The 17431-nt window shown below is 56.2% G+C and carries 15 protein-coding genes and 1 tRNA gene; 10 read left to right on the forward strand and 6 right to left on the reverse strand.

The genetic code is table 11. The features are described 5' to 3' along the window. Positions 1-369: 369 nt before the first annotated feature. Entirely contained in the window at positions 370-1692 is a 1323-nt protein-coding gene (locus B5F76_RS05325) for a M20 family metallopeptidase (protein ID WP_087352037.1), read from the reverse strand. A 775-nt stretch (positions 1693-2467) separates the two neighbouring features. On the opposite strand from B5F76_RS05325, the gene B5F76_RS14775 reads away from it, so the two are divergent. Then, a complete protein-coding gene (locus tag B5F76_RS14775) occupies positions 2468-2626 on the forward strand; it encodes a hypothetical protein (protein ID WP_162608695.1) in 159 nt (52 codons plus the stop codon). A gap of 448 nt (positions 2627-3074) precedes the next feature. Here B5F76_RS14775 and B5F76_RS05330 read toward each other — a convergent pair whose 3' ends face one another. The 3 genes from B5F76_RS05330 to B5F76_RS05340 all read right to left on the reverse strand — a co-directional run bounded on the left by B5F76_RS05330 (position 3075) and on the right by B5F76_RS05340 (position 6210). Further along, positions 3075-4928, reverse strand: coding sequence for an ABC transporter ATP-binding protein (locus B5F76_RS05330; protein ID WP_087352039.1), 1854 nt, complete (start codon positions 4926-4928; stop codon positions 3075-3077). 94 nt (positions 4929-5022) lie between these two features. Next, a tRNA-Leu gene (locus B5F76_RS05335) sits at positions 5023-5109 on the reverse strand. Between the two features lie 111 nt (positions 5110-5220). Further along, positions 5221-6210 (reverse strand): BMP family lipoprotein, encoded by a 990-nt coding sequence (locus B5F76_RS05340; protein ID WP_144268390.1) that lies wholly within the window; start codon positions 6208-6210, stop codon positions 5221-5223. 345 nt (positions 6211-6555) lie between these two features. Here B5F76_RS05340 and B5F76_RS05345 point away from each other — a divergent pair, with 345 nt between their 5' ends. From B5F76_RS05345 to ilvC, 8 genes are all read left to right on the forward strand, one after another. Next, positions 6556-9567 carry a hypothetical protein gene (locus tag B5F76_RS05345; protein WP_087352044.1) on the forward strand — a complete coding sequence of 1004 codons (3012 nt, stop codon included), beginning with the start codon at positions 6556-6558 and terminating at the stop codon, positions 9565-9567. Between the two features lie 115 nt (positions 9568-9682). Further along, positions 9683-10537 (forward strand): hypothetical protein, encoded by an 855-nt coding sequence (locus B5F76_RS05350; protein ID WP_087352047.1) that lies wholly within the window; start codon positions 9683-9685, stop codon positions 10535-10537. Beyond that, positions 10527-11165, forward strand: coding sequence for an HAD family hydrolase (locus B5F76_RS05355; RefSeq protein WP_087352049.1), 639 nt, complete (start codon positions 10527-10529; stop codon positions 11163-11165). Before B5F76_RS05350 ends, B5F76_RS05355 begins: the two co-directional genes overlap by 11 nt. 27 nt (positions 11166-11192) lie before the next feature. After that, on the forward strand, positions 11193-11492 hold the full coding sequence (locus tag B5F76_RS05360; RefSeq protein ID WP_204218335.1) for a YggT family protein: 300 nt from the start codon (positions 11193-11195) through the stop codon (positions 11490-11492). A gap of 101 nt (positions 11493-11593) precedes the next feature. Further along, positions 11594-11821, forward strand: a complete 228-nt coding sequence (locus tag B5F76_RS05365) for a DUF465 domain-containing protein (RefSeq protein ID WP_087352051.1) — start codon at positions 11594-11596, stop codon at positions 11819-11821. A 122-nt stretch (positions 11822-11943) separates the two neighbouring features. After that, positions 11944-13641: a biosynthetic-type acetolactate synthase large subunit gene (ilvB, locus tag B5F76_RS05370; RefSeq protein ID WP_087352053.1), complete on the forward strand. Its 1698-nt coding sequence runs from the start codon at positions 11944-11946 to the stop codon at positions 13639-13641. Between the two features lie 14 nt (positions 13642-13655). Further along, positions 13656-14159, forward strand: coding sequence for an acetolactate synthase small subunit (gene ilvN / locus B5F76_RS05375; RefSeq protein ID WP_239406968.1), 504 nt, complete (start codon positions 13656-13658; stop codon positions 14157-14159). 176 nt (positions 14160-14335) lie between these two features. Further along, on the forward strand, positions 14336-15343 hold the full coding sequence (gene ilvC / locus B5F76_RS05380) for a ketol-acid reductoisomerase (protein WP_087352055.1): 1008 nt from the start codon (positions 14336-14338) through the stop codon (positions 15341-15343). 592 nt (positions 15344-15935) lie between these two features. Here ilvC and B5F76_RS05385 read toward each other — a convergent pair. Then, a complete protein-coding gene (locus tag B5F76_RS05385; RefSeq protein ID WP_087352057.1) occupies positions 15936-16412 on the reverse strand; it encodes an MIT C-terminal domain-containing protein in 477 nt (158 codons plus the stop codon). Between the two features lie 5 nt (positions 16413-16417). Between B5F76_RS05385 and B5F76_RS05390 the strand changes: the two genes are divergently transcribed. Continuing rightward, entirely contained in the window at positions 16418-16690 is a 273-nt protein-coding gene (locus B5F76_RS05390; RefSeq protein ID WP_087352059.1) for a hypothetical protein, read from the forward strand. Here the strand turns inward: B5F76_RS05390 and B5F76_RS05395 are convergent. Further along, the gene (locus tag B5F76_RS05395; protein WP_087352067.1) at positions 16658-17368 is read right to left on the reverse strand and encodes a hypothetical protein; all 711 of its coding nucleotides are present in this window, start codon (positions 17366-17368) and stop codon (positions 16658-16660) included. The two genes, B5F76_RS05390 and B5F76_RS05395, sit on opposite strands and share 33 nt — an antisense overlap. Between the last annotated feature and the right edge of the window lie 63 nt (positions 17369-17431).

A 17431-nucleotide genomic window follows, 5' to 3' on the forward strand; every position in this document is an offset into this window, starting at 1 on the left:
TGGAGGAAAGCCGCTGATTTTCACATGGATGTGTGGAAACCAGCGGCTTTTTTGCAAGCAGGGAAGATGGTGGGGGCTTCACATGGAAAGCCGCCTTGCTGTGACAGGTCTCAAACTGCAGGGCAGAGGCAGGCCACTGTGCCGTAGCTATGCCATGACCGGGAAACTTGCGTGGGGCCGAGCGTGTTCATGCAGGGATTGCCTGTGCCGAGGCCACAGGGAAAATGTCTGCCTCAAAGAGGGAGGTGCAGTGTCTTTCGTGTCCGTTGCCTGACAACTTTTGTAGCGCAGAGGCGGCCCCTCACCTATGGCTGCCTGTCCCTTGCGCATTTGAGGGAAAGCCTTTGATGGAAGTTCTGCGCTTCCTGATTAGACAGAGGTCTTCAGAGCTCCTTTTTTCCCGTACCAATCCCTGATGATATTGCAGTACATCTGTTCCATGAACACAATCTGTTCCGTGGGGCAGGCCTCGTTGGCCCTGTGTGCCTGGCTGCCATCGCCAGGCCCGAAGATGAGTACAGGCACATCAGGCAGGATGGCGCGCAGCGCGGCCGCGTCCGTATAATACTGCACTGCGCCGATGGGGGCTGGATGATCCGTGATCCTGGCATAGGAAGAGAGCACCTGCTGTATCCAGGGATTGGTGGGATCTGTCCAGACAGGCTGGATGTCCAGATTTTTCGTGATGGAGATGGCTGGTCCCGCAAGGGTTGCTATGTCCTTGCAGATGCTTTTGTGATCAAGGCCTGGCACTGTGCGTATGTCCAGGGTGAGTATGGCGCTGTCCGGCACAGAGCTGCTGTTTTGGCCAGCATGCAGGGAGGAGAGAACACAGGTGCCTCTGCCAAGGTACGGGTGCTCGCCCCCCGGCTTGTAGTTCAGCAGTCGATAGGCTGCGGGCAGCATGGTAGTGAGGGCGCTTGCGCCCATTTCCGGCATGGAGGCGTGGGCTTCCTTTCCTTTGGCTGCCAGGGTTAGCCAGATGGCACCCTTGTGGCCGACCAGGGGTATGGCCCCGGTGGGTTCGCCCACGACTATTGCCTGCACGTTGTTCAGAAAAGGTCTTCGTCTGGCAAGATGGAAGGAGCCAAGGCAGCCGCGCTCTTCACCGCCGTAGATCTGCACAACCAACTCTCCCTTGATGTGCGGGGCCATGTTGATGGCAGCACAGACCATGGCCGCAAGACCGCTTTTCATGTCGCAGGCTCCCCTGCCGTAGAGGACGCCGTTTTGGACGCTGCCAGAGAAGGGATCCTGTTGCCACTCTTCCTCTCCCAGTGGCAATGTGTCCATGTGGCCGGCAAAGCACAGGGCAGGTCCACTGGCTTCGGGATTGAGGCGGGCGCACAGGCTCCAGCCGTTTTTTTCATATTTGTCAAAAGTGACGGAGAAGGATGCCTCGCCAAGCAGTCCTGCCAGAAAGTCCAGCAGTGGACGTTCTCCGTTGCCTATGGTGTTGAACTGGACAAGGCGCTGGGCCAGTTCGATGCTGTTGCAAGGTACGGTCATGATGATCACCCAAAATATGCTTTTTGTACTTCTGCGCTGCCGCTGGCAACGACTCTGCCCCGGGTATGTCAGAAGCTGGTGAACCATTTCCCTGTAGACACCCATGAGCAGGTTTTCACCGCGTTTAAGCGTGGAAAGATCCGTCTGCCTTCTTCCAAGGATGCAGCTGATACCAGGTTCCACAACCCTGTGGAGTAGAAAGCGCGTGCGCCCTGCATTTTTTATGCCAGTCTTGGATAACTATATTTCTTTATTGTATAAAATTATTCATTGAACAATCAATCAACGTTTGAATGGCAAACTGGGCTATAAAAAAATTACTTTTTTGTAGAAAATTTGACTCGGTAGAGCTGCATGTGAGGATAGTTTGGTCCAGAGACAAGCTAGGGAGGTGGAGAGGTAGAGTCAGATGTCTTGAAATGTTTATTAGTAATATCAGTGTATTACTTGGCTTTTCCCTTCAACACCTGGTGCCTTTCTCGGAAAAATGTGGGTGTTAGGCGAAAAACTTCGAAAATGTATATTTGCATGCGGAAGGGTATGCCATAAGTACATTTGGGTGAGAAAGGCGCGAGAATAGAATAGTCCGGGAAGAAAGTCACGATTGCAGGCCCTTGCCGTTGGGACCTGTCGCGTTGCACGCCAGGCTTTAGGCTGCCAGACTAATCCTGCACCATGGGGCTCTTGCGTGGTTTCAGAAAGGGCAGCCGTTTTCGTCGGTTTCGAGTGCCCACATGAAGGCCATCGACTATCTGCGTGCAGGCAACGACAGCCTTGTCTGCAACCTTGGCAACGGCCAGGGCTTCTCCGTGCTTGAGATACTCAAGGCTGCCCGCCGTGTCACCGACCACTAGTGTCTAGTTGCAAAAATCCGCCATACTACTTCGGTAATGAAATTCAATGATTTCATCTAGATATAAGTTTGCGGACTTTTCAATTTAGACACTAGGTGCCGGCAGTGATTGCAGCCAGCCGCCCAGGGGATCCGGCAAGGCTTGTGGCCTCTTCCCAGAGGGTCCTCGAGGTCCTCGGCTGGGTGTCACAGTATGGTATAGAGGAAATCATCCGCTCTGCCTGGAAGTGGCATCAGAGCCAGCCTCAAGGGTACGGGGACTAAGGACTTGCGAAGAGATAACGCTGCCCTTGTTGGTAACACAATTACAAAATTTCAAATAGTTATCGTTGTAATTAGTTAGCGTTATATGCGCGCGAGTCCTAACAACACACCAGGACAAATTCGGGAAACACAAAAAGACTCTCTCCATGGCATCATTGGAACGCCGCGGGGAGAGTCTTTTTTGTGAGGTTTCAATCCACGCACCCGCGAGGGGTGCGACAGTCCTGATGATTTATCAGGGAAAATCAAATAGTTATTTGGGTGCTTTCGAGAACTGGCCCAAAAGGTCATATCTCAAAATCCATTCCAGATGGGATATGCACAAAAAAAAGAAATTGCAATTAGTTATACCGTTCGAGAACCTCCCGGGGAATAATAGCCCGACTCGGGTTGTCGATCCTGCCTGGACGGTCATGTTTCAGTTGCTAATACAAGTCGTGCCAGAGGGTCAACATGTTGTACCCTGCCTGTTTTCCTGCTGTTGTGCAAATTCCTTCGAGATCAGCGATGCCGTGTACTCCGGCAGGAGTTCTGCTGGAGTACCAATCTTGTGCAGATGTCCTTCCTCGACCCAGAAGAGCCTGTCGCAGCGCTCGACAGTGCTCAGCCTGTGGGCAATGATAATGATGGTGAGATGCCCCTTGAGTTTCTGTATGGTCTCCATGATGGCCTGTTCCGTGCCTATATCCAGGGCCGAGGTGGATTCGTCGAGAATGAGCACGTCCGGCCTTGCGTACAGGGCCCTTGCTATGGAGACGCGCTGAGCCTGGCCTCCGGAAAGTCCTGCGCCGTTGTCGCCAATGGGGTAGAGTATGCCCTTGCTGTCCTTTTCCACTATGTCCAGGGCAGCCATGTGACAGGCTTCCTTCACGCGTTCCTCGTCGTAGGGTTTGCCCCACTGGCTGAAGGCCACGTTTTCGGCAACGGTTCCGTTGAAGATGTAGGGAGACTGGGAGACATAGCCCACGCGCTGGATGTAGGCAGCCCTGCGGCTGTCCGTAAGGGGCTCGCCGTCTACCAGCATGCGGCCCTCGCGCATGTTCATGAGGCCGCAGAGAATGCCAGCCAAAGTGGTCTTGCCAGAGCCCGAGGCACCGATAAAGCCTATCTGTTCGCCGTGGGAAATAGAGAGGCTTATGTGGGAGAGGCTGTCCCGTTCTGCGCCCGGGTAACGGAAGGACACGTTGTCAAGGGCAAGGGTTTTGTCAAAATGGAAATTTGGATCCGGCTCAGCCGGCTCTGGCAGATGCAGGCGCTGTATTTCTTCGAGCTTGTCGAGGCAGGTCATGGCCATGGGGCGCACGACCCTCAGATGCACAAGACAGCCCAAGGACTTGTTCAGAATGGGGAGAACACGCCAGGCAACGAGCATAATCATGGTAACCACTGCGGTGATGGCCACCATGTCCGCTCCCTGCTGAATGAGCAGGAAGATGGTTGTGGGGATGCTCAAAAAACCGAAGGTTTCCAATATCCAGGTCGGAATGGGGGGCGCTATGCGCAAGAAGGCTTGGGGGCGTCTCCCGTTTTCACAGGACTTTGCAAACTTGTTGAAAAAGGTTTCCTGCTGGCGGTAGAGGATGACCTCGCGTATGCCCTTCATGGCCATCATGGTCGTGCGGTTCTGGTCTGCACTTGTTTGCGAGGCAGTCTGGGCGTTCTTGTCTATGGAGGTCTTCATGCTGCGGTAGACCACGTAGACAATGGCGCAGATGACGGCAAGCGTTGTCAAAATGGCGCCAGGGGTTGCCGAGAGGACTGTCACAAGCAGGGCCACGGCCGTAAAGGCGTAGGTGTAGGTGGACATGATGTTCACAAGGAACGTGCCCAGGTGCGTTCGCCAGTTCAGGGCCTGGAACATGGCCGTACTGTCCCCTGCCATGTGGGCCATGTAGTCGCTTTTCAGGAAGTGATCCATGATGGTGCAGCCCGCGTACTTCGAGATGTCCTCGCCAAGGACTGCGGAGCGCCAGTTGGTCAGGGCCGTGAATGCGTTCTTGAGTATAATGAAGGCCACCACGAGCACGCCGGTTGTGAAGGAAAAGTAGCGCGTGTCCGCAAACAGAACCCTAAGGAAGGGGAACCACCCGTAGATGAGCTGCATCTTGGGATGGTTCAATATATTCTCTGGCGTGGCAACGCTCATGGCCATGAGGGAAATGGAGAAGATGGAGGCCACCTCCACCAGAGCCAGGATGAGCATGAGCACCAAGAGGCCTGCCACACGCAGGCGCGTCTTTGCCGGCAGCACCTGCAAAAGGCGCTTAAGGTCACGGATGAGGAGTTTGCGCTGTATGTCCACTCAAGGCCGTCCCTGTTGCTGTCCAAAGGCCCACGCTTTGGGCCCGTATACAAAAAAGGCCACTTCCGTGGCCTGTTGTTTCCTAAAGGAAAAATGGTGCCGGAGGTGAGACTCGAACTCACATGAGGTCGCCCCCGGAGGATTTTGAGTCCTCTGCGTCTACCAATTCCACCACTCCGGCACAAAAGGAACCATTATACCCTTGAAGGGCTATCGTCAAGGCAAAATTTGCGTGTCCGCGCGTCATTGCTGGGCGCGTGTCCCCAAAAATAGTAAGGGATACTCCGCACCCTTAGTCCAGGCAGTTGCACAGGGTGGGTGTCCTCTTGTCTTCAAGGACAATGTTGCCTGCTTCAAGCTCGCGGGAAAGCTCCTGCAGACGGCGCTGGACATTTGCGGGAAGCCTTGCGTCCCTGGCCTGCACGAGCGCGACTCCCTTGTTCTCAAGATTGTAGACAAGGGTCTCCCTGCCCTTGAAGGTGCCGTTTGCCCTTGCCAGCACAAGCTCCTCCACAGCCCTGTCGAAGCGCTTCACAAGGGAGAAGGGGATCTTTTTTGGGGCAAGAGGGGACTGGTCCATGTCGAGGCCAACACCCCACAAAGGCTGGTCCGCAAGGGCTGCCAGACTTTCCCTTGTGAGCGGGCCCGTTGCCAGAAAGACCATGGCTGCCCCTTCGGTCCGCATCTCGGAAAGCAATGCATCCATGTTCCTGCCCCTGGCCTCACGGCGCACTATGCGCATGTCCGGCCTTGATATCTGTGCGCCGGCAATGAAGCCTTCGAGCATGGTTCTTGACTGGGGGCTTTCCTCATCTTCAAGCCAGCCGAGCTTTTGTCCTGCACCAACCATGAGCGCAGAGGCAGCCCCTGCCAGAAAGGCAGGCTCCGCGTCCGCGAAGGTCACGGACATGATGTTTTTCGAGCGCAGACCAAGGATGCTTGTGTCAAGGCAGCCAAAGGATGTCCTTGGGAAATTTCCGGCCTGGGAGCGCAGGATCTCGTGCAGCCTTGGGGAGGCCAGAAGGACAAGGTCGTGCTCTTTCGCAGCCTTCGCAAAGACTGCCCCAAGATCCCCTTTTGCTTCAAGGACGCTTGCCTGCACGGGGAATTTTTTTGCGGTATTGGCAAGGCCCTGGCACATGAGGCTGTTTTTGGCGTGATCGTCCCTTTGTCCCTCAAGCAGAAGGGCCACGCGCAGGGGCTGGGCCTGAATCTGTGGTGCTGCAAGGCACAGAAGAGAGAGCAGGGTGGCTGTCAGAAGGAAGAGAGCGTGTCGTATCATATTACTGGCGTTTGTTGTGTGAAATTTGGACAGGAACAGGACAGCAATAGCCTCAAAATACTTCACGGACAAGCCTTGCCCTTGCCGTGCAAGATGGATACCCTTGTCAAGTCCCGAACCTTTTCCTGAAGCTGGCCATTTGCAAAAAACATCTGTCAGTTCGCAATCTTATCGCACGCATTTGACCTTTGTGACAAAATCGTTACAATTTTTCCAAACTCGTGAACACTGGCGGGTCCAATAGGGCAACCCGCCAGGATTCCTTTTTTATATGGGCTTTCGCGCAGCGTCATTGGGCCGCGCGCCCCTGATTTTTTTGTTTTGGGGGGCAGAACCTTGCCACGCATGTATTTTGATCGCAGTGACAACGATATCCTGCAGCTTGTCAATCGCGTTCTTCGAGCCAGCTCGACCGCTGACCTGCTTGCCAATCCCGACCTGCATCCGCACGGCATCAAGGAGCTGGTGGACACTCCGGCCGCGCGCATGGCCTATGCTGTTGTCAACCTTCTGCACAATCTCGAAACGACCAGATCCCAGGCCAAGGACAGGCTCCTGGGCCTGCGCGTGCTCTACGACGAGGTGATCAACTCCGCGCACACCACCCTGCGCCGCAACACGGCCCGCGTGCTCATGCAAATCATGAAGGGCATGGTGCGTGCCTACGGCAACGAGGAGCAGCAGCTCAAGCTCGCCCACGACTTCCGCGCCGCTGCCCAGGGAACCCCACGCGTGATCAGGCGCCTCCTTCGCCGCTACCATCTGCCCGAAATGCCCGAGGAGTGGAACCAGATGGCCTTTGACGATCATGTTTACGACATGAGCACCAAGGGCCGCAAAAGTCCCACCCACCTTATCATGGACGCCTGGATCAAGGGTTTGCGCCACCTCACTGTCGTCTACGACAACTGCGTGGATCTGGAGGCCGTGAGCGAGGTGCTCGCAGCAGGCGCCATCGTGGGCATCACTGTTCGCATAGGCATAGAGTTTCGCGTCCCCTTCAGGAACCGCTTTGTCACCTTTGTCTGGATTCCCAGAGGCTTTCTCTCGGACAGGGATTTTCTGGACTTTTTGTCCTCCTCAAAGATGGCAAAGATCACTGCCGAAGGCCGCAATGTGGTCTCCTTTACGCGCGACCAGGTCCTGAAGGATCTGCACATCTGGAACGAGACCCTGCGCCCGGACTACGCCCGCTGCTACGGCCTTGTCATTCCGCCTGTGGGCGAGGACGATTTTCTGAACTACTTGGGCAGGGGCCATGCCAACAAGGAGCGCCTTGCCGAATACCTCAATACCCTCCTTTCCCCCCAGGTGGAGGAAAGACTTGAGGAGCTTTCCTTAAAAAGCCCAAGGACTGAGGAGGAAGACCAGCAGCTTGCACTGCTCAAGAAGGTCTGCTCCGACACCATCCAGACGGAGTGGCTTTCCTGCGCCATGCACGAGGAGCTGCCGCGCATAGAGCTTCCCCGCGATCTGAAGCGCCTGCCAAAGCTCATGACCCTGAGCCCCAGGGAGCTTGTGCGGGAGCTGCACACCATCTCCTCCTGCCGTATTGTCCTTTGCACAAGCGGGCTCAGCGTGGAAGATGTGCTTGAGCTTTTGTGGGACTGCAAGGGCGCCATAACCCACCTTGAGCTTTTCAGCATGCGCGCCTTTGTGAGCGGCAAGCAGGACAACGTGCACGAGATAGGCGAGCTGCGCTTTGCCCTGAACTCCGGCCAGGCCCCGCGCCTAAAGCAGATGATACGCCAGATGATACGCTCCATGCGCGAAGCAGGTGACGAGCGCAGGGCCGAGAAGTTCGAAAAAATCCTCATCGGTGTCCCTGTTCTTTGGGAGCGCTACCGCAACCTGCCTTTGAAGTCGCGCATAGGAACAGGATCCGGCAACCGTTCCAGGGCCTTTGGCATGGGCTTTGTGGTCACGGACACCTTGCCAAGGCGCAGCGCACGTTATCTGGAAGAAATCGAGGCCGGCAAGCCCCGTGTGCCCATACGCGCGGAAGTGGAAAAGCACACCATCTTTCGCGAGCCAGAGAACCTGGGGCCCATGGATGTGCTCTTGCAGAGCATGCATGGGCTTCCCCTGTGCGCAAATCTCGGGCTTGAGCGCACCGATATCTGGGCAAGTCCCGTGGGTACCATGCGCGAGAGCCGTGCGGGCAATATCGTGAATCTGCTTGGTCCCATCACGCCCTCGCCCCTGGAGGAAAAAAAGGAAGAGGGAACCTCTCCCGGACGCTTCTACCTGAACAACGGCCTTGTAAACATCATGAAGGTACTGGTGGGCTTCATCCCGGCCTTCTGGTCCTTCATGTACACACAGGAATGGTGGTTCCTCGCCTGCTTTGGCGCCTTTATCTGGTTTGGCATCACTGGCGTGCGCAATGTGGTACAGATGGTGCTCGCTGCCAAGGGCCTTTCGCGCAACAACCTCTTGCACTGGCGCGATCATGTAAGCTTAAACCGCCTGTGCGATTCGCTCATGTACACAGGCATAAGCGTCTTTTTGCTCGAATTTCTCATGCGAGACCTTCTCTTCGAGCGAACGCTTGGGATAAGCGTCATGGACAATCCCATGCTGATCTTTGCTGCCTTAAACGTTGTCAACGGTTTCTACATCTTTGCCCACAACATCTACCGGGGCTTTCCCAGGGCTGCGGCTGTGGGCAATCTCTTTCGGGCCATCCTGGCCATTCCCGTGGCAGCCCTCTACAACTCCGTCTTTGCCCAGATACTTATCCTGTGCGGGGTGACGGACATAGCCTTCTATCTCGCACCCTTGGCAAGCGTCATCTCCAAGTGCGCCTCGGACTCCGTGGCAGCCCTCATCGAAGGCCTTGCGGACAGCAGGGTCAACATCCGCATGCGCAGGACGGACTACGCGAACAAGCTGCGCTCTGTCTTTGATACCTACACCATGTTGGAGCTGCTCTTCCCGAAGGAAGACGTGTTCTTCAGTCTGGCGAGACCCGGCGGCCTCAAGGGCAGAGGCGGGACAGAGGCGCGCAGGCTTGAGCTGACCTTTATCGTCAACGCCCTGGACATGATGTACATCTGGTACTACCAGCCCCGCGCCCAGGAAGCGTTGCGGATGACCATACGCAGTCTCACGGGTGCGGATCGCATGGTCGTGCTCTTGTCCCAGCTTGTGCTCTTGCGCGAGCGCGAGGTGAGTCAGCTCATGGTGGACGGCCTTGTGGGCAGGGACTTTGCCCGCCCCCTGGCGTTTTACTTGAGCAAGCGCAAGGCATATCTGCGCGACATGGTACAGCTGTGCAGGCCAGCCAAAGTGACGGATCCGGAGACTGCAGCGAGTGTCGCTGAGGTGGAAAGCCTCTTGCAGCAGGAAAACTAGCAAAAAGACGCGCAGATCCTCTTGCAAGAAAGGGGCCGTGCGGGCAAAATACCACCTTCCCTTTTCCACATGCCCGGGATGCGGCGCAAGCCCCCCGGAAACTGCGAGGTGTACGATGGACGCACAGGCTCACTGCGGGGAGAACCAGGCCCCGGAAGGGCAGATTTTTGTCTGGCTGCCCGATTTGTACGGCACAGGAAGAACCCTTGCCTGCGAGAAGGCCTACCCCCTTGTGGCAAGGCTTGATCCGGGCCTGCCCGCGCGCATGGTGAAGGAAAGCGAAGCACGCGCCTTTGTTCCCCCAAATCTCCCCTTTGGCAAGGAGGACATGGCAGCCTATGTGCGTGAGCTCGAGCGCTTTGCCGCAGAATCAGTCAGTGGATCCGATGTCCTGTGCGAGACCATGATGCAAGGCGTGCGGGACGAGGAGGAACGCAGGGCGCGCGAGGAGCGCGCGGCCGTCGAAGCCCTTTTGCAGGGAGGCTGTGACAGCGAGGCCAGGGAAAGGGAGATGCTTGCCCTGCGCCAGAAGTCCCAGCGTCTGCTCGCCTGGCTGTGGCTGCAGCAAAAAGACGACGCGGACATGGCGGACATCGTGGAGCGCATAAACAGGGACGTGGCCTCCATGAAGGCAAGCTTTGCGGCAGAGCACGTGGACGATTTCGGGGACCTTGCCCAAATCGCGGATTTTGCTGTGGCAGGCGAGCGCAAAAGCAGCAATCTGCGCGTCCTGCTCAAAGCTGCCTGCGTCCTTTGTCCAGAGGATACGATCTTTGTTCTGACAGAGCCCTTCGGGGAATTCGAGGACGTGGCAAGAAAGGCTGCTCCTTGCGAGTTTGCGGCAGGTCTTGGGGAAAATGTTCCCGGCGTGCGGATAGCCCTTGAAAAGCTCGTCTCTTCTGTCGAGGCCCCCTTGCGCGGAAAAATGGTCAGCCTTGCCTTTGTGTCTGGAGAAAGCCATGGCGCTTAAGGGGCTCATCTTCGACTGCGACGGGGTCATGATCGATTCCACGGACGCCAACAGGCAGTTCTACAATCTCATCCTCGAGCACTACGGCCTTCCGCCCATGCGCAAGGATCAGGAGCGCTACTGCTTCATGGCTACCTCTGCCCAGGCGCTTGAAAGCCTTCTGCCAAAGGAGCTGCACCCCGAGATTGCCCACATGGGCAGGGATGTGGTGAACTACAGGCAGAAAATCATGCCTCTGGTGAAAATATACCCCGGTTTCCTTGATTTTGTTCAGGTTTTGCATAATCATGGTATCAGAATGGCTGTCCTGACCAACAGGACCGAAGGCGGCATGCAGGCCGTTCTGGACATTTTCTCCCTGCCGCCGTACTTTGATCCTGTAGTGACCGCCTCGAAGGCGCGTCCAAAGCCCGCTCCCGATGGAGCCCTCTCCATCCTCAGGGCCTGGAACTGCACTGCGCAGGACGTCCTCTATGTAGGGGACAGCGCAACGGACCAGGAAACGGCCAGGGCTGCAGGCATTCCCTTTGTGGCCTTTCACCCTGCGATCCCGCTTAACGCGGACATGACCGTCTTTTCCTGGGCAGAGCTGCAGGAAAGATTGCAGCCCCAATTTCTCCGACAATAGCCAAAATCTCCCTGCACGGAGTGACCCTTGTTCATAGTTTCCAATGTTTTCAACGCGATAGCAGTCGTCTTGCACATGCTCATTTCCGCCTACATCTTCGTGGTGCTGGCAGCGTGCGTGATCTCCTGGTTTCGCGTTTCCCCCTACCACCCGGCCGTGCGCGCTCTCAATCAGCTCACGGAGCCGGTTTTCTTCTTCATTCGCCGCAAACTGCCCTTCAGCAGACTCGGGCAGGTGGACCTCTCGCCCCTCATTCTCATCATTGCCCTGGAGCTTTTTGACCTCATTGTGGTCCGCTCCCTGCAGCAGGTGGCCATGGGGCTGTAAGTCAGCGCATATATAGTTTCTATCCTTAATACTCAGGGGCACCCCCCCCTTTTTCCACAGCGCATGCTGTGGCAACCCTCTATTTGTACAGGAGACTCGTTATGGACCAGCAAGATCGTGATTTCATCCAGGAAAATGCCGAAAAGGATCCTGAACTGAAGTCGCTATGGGAAGACCATATCCTCTTGAGCAAGCAGGTAGAAAAGCTTGAGTCCAAGCCCTTCCGCAGCCCTGCAGAAGAGCAGAGCCTCAAACAGTTGAAGAAGCAGAAGCTGGACGCCAAGACACGCCTTGCAGACAGAATCGACGCGTTGAAGGCTGCCAGATAATCCGGGAACCGTTGACAACAGTCTCATATTCTGTCCCCCGGTTTTGCTCAGGGCCTGGTCCTGGCAAAACCGGGGGGAATATGGTTTTTTGACGATACGGTCCCCATGTATGGAGTAGAGCAATGGAATTGACAGGAGCACAAATCCTTCTTGAGTCTCTCAAAAAAGAAGGTGTGGACGTGATGTTCGGCTATCCGGGCGGTGCCATTATCGATATTTACGATACCATCACAAGGTATCCCGAGATAAAGCACGTCCTGGTACGCCACGAACAGGGCGCTGTCCACGCAGCTGACGGCTATGCGCGTGCCACAGGCAAGGTCGGCGTAGCCTTGGTGACCTCTGGCCCCGGTGCCACAAATACGGTAACGGGCATTGCCACGGCCTACTGCGATTCCATTCCTCTAGTGATTATCAGCGGTCAGGTTGGCACAGGCCTCATCGGCAACGACGCCTTCCAGGAAGTGGACACCGTGGGCATCACCCGTCCCTGCACAAAGTACAACTACCTTGTGAAGGACGTGACCCAGCTGAGCAGGATCATCCGCGAAGCCTTCTACATCGCGCGCACAGGCCGTCCCGGCCCCGTGCTCATCGATCTGCCCAAGGACGTTCAGGTGAGCAAGGCCGAGTTCACGTGGAGCAACGAGGATGTGACCATGCGCTCCTACAACCCGAACTACAGGCCGAACCACAACCAGCTGCGCAAGGCCATGGAGGTTCTGAAGGAGAGCACAAGTCCCGTCATCCTCGCAGGCGGCGGCGTCATCCTCTCCAACGCATCCCAGGAGCTCACGGAGTTTGCCAATCAGGTCCGCTGCCCAGTGACCTGTACCCTCATGGGTCTTGGCAGCTTCCCCAGCCATTCCGATCTGTGGCTTGGCATGGTGGGCATGCACGGCACCTACACAGCGAACATGTCCCTCAACAACGCTGACCTCATCGTCTGCGTTGGCGGACGCTTCGACGATCGCGTAACCGGCAAGCTCTCCACCTTTGCTCCCAAGGCCAAGATCGTGCACATCGACATCGACCCCACCACCATTCGCAAGAACGTGAAGGTGGACGTGCCGGTTGTTGCCGACTGCAGGCTTGCCCTGCAGGGCATGCTTGAGCTTGCCAAAACCAAGTACGCCGAGACGGACTGGGAAGGAAAGCACAAGAGCTGGTGCGAGACTTTGAGGAACTGGCGTACAGAGCAGCCCCTGACCTGGAACGACGAGGGCCGCTACGTAAAGCCCCAGCAGGTCATGCGCACCCTGCGCGAGATCACTGGCGGTGACGCCATCATCAGCACCGAAGTGGGCCAGAACCAGATGTGGGTTGCACAGTTCTATGACTTCGACAGCCCCAGGACCCTGCTCACCTCCGGCGGCCTTGGCACCATGGGCTACGGCCTGCCCGCAGCAGTGGGTGCCCAGTTCGCCTACCCGGACAAGCTTGTCATCGATGTGGCCGGCGACGGCTCCATCCAGATGAACATCCAGGAAATGGCGACCATTGTCGAAAACAGGCTGCCCATCAAGATCATCATCCTGAACAATGGCTACCTTGGCATGGTGCGCCAGTGGCAGGAACTTTTCTACAAGCACAACTATTCCTTCACCTCCATGCACGGCCAGCCGGACTTCGTGAAACTGGCCGACGCGTACGGTGCCGAGGGCTATCGCATCACAGCCAGGGAGGATCTCGAACCTACCCTGCGCAAGGCCCTTGCTTCGCCCAATCCCGCCATCGTGGACGTGGTCATTGAGCCCGAGGAAGACGTGTATCCCATGGTGCCGGCAGGCGCGTCCCTGGACGAAATGCTGCTTGTGTAGAGGAGGCCCCGACAATGATGGAAAACGAAAAAGACAGACATGTGCTTTCCGTGCTTGTGGAAAACGAGCCTGGAGTGCTTTCCCGCGTGGTGGGCCTTTTCAGCGGCAGAGGCTACAACATCCATTCCCTCAACGTGGCTCCGGCTCTTGAAGAGGGAACAAGCCACATGACCATCACAACCTACGGCGACATGCAGATCCTTGAGCAGATCATGAAGCAGCTGCACAAGATCGTCTCCGTCATCAAGGTTGTGGAATTTTCCGACATCCCCGCTGTCGAGAGGGAAATGATGTTCGTGAAGGTGCAGGCAGAAGGCGCCATGCGCGGCGAAATCCTGCGCACAGTGGACATCTTCCGCTGCAAGGTCATCGACGTGAGCCCCACCGAAATCACCATCGAGGCCACAGGCGATCATGAGAAGCTCGAGGCCATTGTGGGACTTTTGCACCGCTTCGGCATCAAGGAAATCGCCCGCACAGGCTCCGTTGTCATGCGCAGGTCCCGCCGCACCGAATAGGACTTTTTCAAGGCTCGGCAAGGCCCTCAAGGCCATGCCGAGCCGGCTTTGAAAAAAAACTGATTGGTTGATCAGTTTTTTCTTGACAAAGCTTTGCAAAAGCACAAATCTTCAATACGTCCTTCCCGCTAAGGGAAGGGCATTGAACACTTTTCTTTTTTAGAAGGCACACTCCAATGAAAATCTATTATGACGGCGATGCCGATCTCGCTCAGCTCAAGGACAAAACGGTTGCCATCCTTGGTTACGGCAGCCAGGGTCATGCTCACGCTCTCAATCTCCGCGATTCCGGTGTGAACGTTATTGTTGGTCAGCGCCCCGGCGGCCCCAACTACGAGCTCGCCAAGCAGCACGGCTTTGAGCCCATGAGCGTTGCCGAAGCCAGCGAGAAGGCTGACTTCATCATGGTCCTTCTGCCCGACGAAGTGCAGGCCGATGTGTACAAGAACGAGATTGCCCCCCATCTGAAGGCTGGCAATACCATCATGTTCGCCCACGGTTTCAACATCCACTTCCAGCAGATCGTGCCCCCGGCAGACGTTGACGTGATCATGGTTGCCCCCAAGGGCCCCGGTCACCTCGTGCGCCGCACCTTCACCGAAGGCGGCGGTGTGCCGGACCTCATTGCCGTCTACCAGAATGCCTCCGGCAAGGCCAAGGAAAACGCCCTTGCCTACGCCAAGGGCATCGGCGGCACCCGTTCCGGTGTCATCGAGACATCCTTCCGCGAAGAGACCGAAACTGACCTCTTTGGCGAGCAGTGCGTGCTGTGCGGCGGCCTTTCCGCCCTCATCAAGGCTGGCTTCGAAACGCTGGTGGAAGCCGGTTATCAGCCCGAGATGGCCTTCTTCGAATGCATGCATGAGATGAAGCTCATCACCGACCTGATCTACGAGGGTGGTCTTGCCCGCATGCGCTACTCCATCTCCAACACTGCCGAGTATGGTGACTACACCGCTGGTCCCCGTATCGTCACCGAGGACACCAAGAAGGCCATGCGTCAGCTCCTCAAGGAAATCCAGGACGGCACCTTCGCTGGCAACTTCATCGGCGAATTCAAGGCCCGTGGCAAGGCCAACTTCCTGGCCACCCGTCGCATCGAGTCCGAGCATCAGCTGCAGGAAGTGGGCGACAGGATGCGTCAGATGATGAGCTGGCTCAAGAAGGACAAGAACTCCGACTAGTCCTTTAGCCAAGCAATACAATTGCAAATAGCGCACCTCTTGTCTTTGGACAGGGGGTGCGCTTTTTGCGTATTTGGGGAAGCTTGGGAGCGAATGAATCTGTATTTGGCGAACAGTGCTAAATTGCGTAACTCCCTAAAAACAAAAAGATTTCAGATGAAAATGCCGTGATAGCATCGTCACGATTATTGCAGATTTGTGAGTATTTGGTTACCTTTGACTTATGGGGAATTGGTCACAGCATTTTGTCCAATCATGATTGGCAACAGACTGCGCCATATCCTCCTGTCGTACCCCACGCGGGTGCGTGGATTGAAACCAGTGTATCGCCTCTAGTATGCCCCGCATAGCCGGTCGCACCCCACGCGGGTGCGTGGATTAAACCAACTCTGTCTGCGCATTCTCCACTCGTAAGAGGGGGAATGCAGGCAGTGTTGTACTTGCATGATATGTCGTAAACCAAAAAGGTAACTTTTGCCTTCTATTGACAAAAGTGCTGTCCGAGCAAGTATCCTGCTCCTGCAAGGGATCCAAATGGGATCCCTTGCAGGAGCATTCTTTTCATCCCCCCATGGAGGGGCGATGCCGTAGATCAGTCCTCATACAGAGCTTGGCAACCCTGCTTCTGAAGCCGTATGTAGGTTACCTCAAATGCTCTGCAGCGCCTGAATTGCTGCATCTTGTTGGCAAAGGAGAATGCGTCATTCATGGGGTAGGGGAGAAAGATATCGAGTCCTCTGTCCAGTGAAATCTTCCAGCCTGTGTCCGTGACGATGTGTCTTGCGTGCAGACTCCCGGAATTATCAAAGGTCCACGTCACATAGACGCCCAGTTCCTGGGCAGACTCCTGAATCCTTGTCAGCTGATCAAGCTGTTGCATGGGCTTGCCTTCTTCCGCGCAGGTCACAAGGTGCACATGGATTTCCTCGCCACTTGTGCGGAATCTGAGGATGGTTTCCAAAAGTTCCATGAAGTTGCGTATCTGATGAAAGAGGCGGATGTAGGGATCGGTCACGGTGATCGTCCTTACCCATGAAAGATACTTGCCAAAGAGATCGTCGAAGGAAATTCCTTATGCTCAACATGGCCCTGGGGTGTTTGAGACTGCAGCACTTTTCCAGGATTTCCCTCACCTGCTGCATGGTCTTTGGAGAAGGCTTTTGGGCAACCATGAGCTCGGAATACAGGCAACCAGCGTCCAGATTGCCCTTGATCCAGGCCTTGAAGAGCCTCTTTTTGCCAAGCTCAAGGTTCAGGGGCAGCACCGTGGCCTGGAGGTATTCGGCGCCAAGGACATACATGGCCTCCGTCCAGTCAGCCCTGGCTGCAGCCTGCAGCCAGGGCTGACTTCAGAAATTCCTCGGTCATGACGTCTGGCGGAACGTTCGCGTAGAGCTGCAAAAGCGTGTGCAGGGCTTCCCAGCACCCATTGCGGGCAGCGTTCAGCAAACGGATGGCAAGCTCCCTGGCTTCGGCAGGCTCCAGAACAACCCAGCCCTTGAGCCAGGCCTGACTTTGGAGAACAAGAGCGCGATCGAGTCCAAGCTCCGTTCCCCTGGCAATGAGCTCAAGAATCTCTGCGCTGCACGGCGTGCGCTGTTCAGGGTTCTCTACTGTGACATCCTTGAGAAGCTGCGCAAAGGCAGCGGGAAAGCCCTCGTCACAGAGTGTGTGAAGCAGCCTCTCGCCTTCCTCTGGATCCGCTGGCAAAAAGGTACCCGAGAGCTTCCCTTGTGCCACGGCATAGGTGGCAATCCTTGAGCCCTTTTCGTGCAGGTCCCAAAGTTCTCTGGCAAGGGCTTCGATCGTTTCACCCACTTTTGTCACTTCGCCGGAGTGAAGCGTGCGCCAAAGCTCTGCAGCCCTGGTTTCCCCGGGCTCATTCCTGTGGCTTTCCTCCCACAGGTCGGTGAGATGCTCTGGGGAAGTGAAGCCCAAGTACATGATGTTTGGACACGCCTTCTTTGAAACTCTGTCGGAGGACTTGCTGGAGCGCTTTTTTTCGCTGGGGGATAGGGAAGCCATGGAAAAACCGCGCTATGGGGCCTGCATGCTCTCTCAACAGGGGGAGATTCGGAAATGGGCAGG

The organism is Desulfovibrio sp. An276 (genome assembly GCF_002159665.1).
In the GTDB taxonomy this organism is placed as follows: domain Bacteria; phylum Desulfobacterota; class Desulfovibrionia; order Desulfovibrionales; family Desulfovibrionaceae; genus Desulfovibrio; species Desulfovibrio faecigallinarum.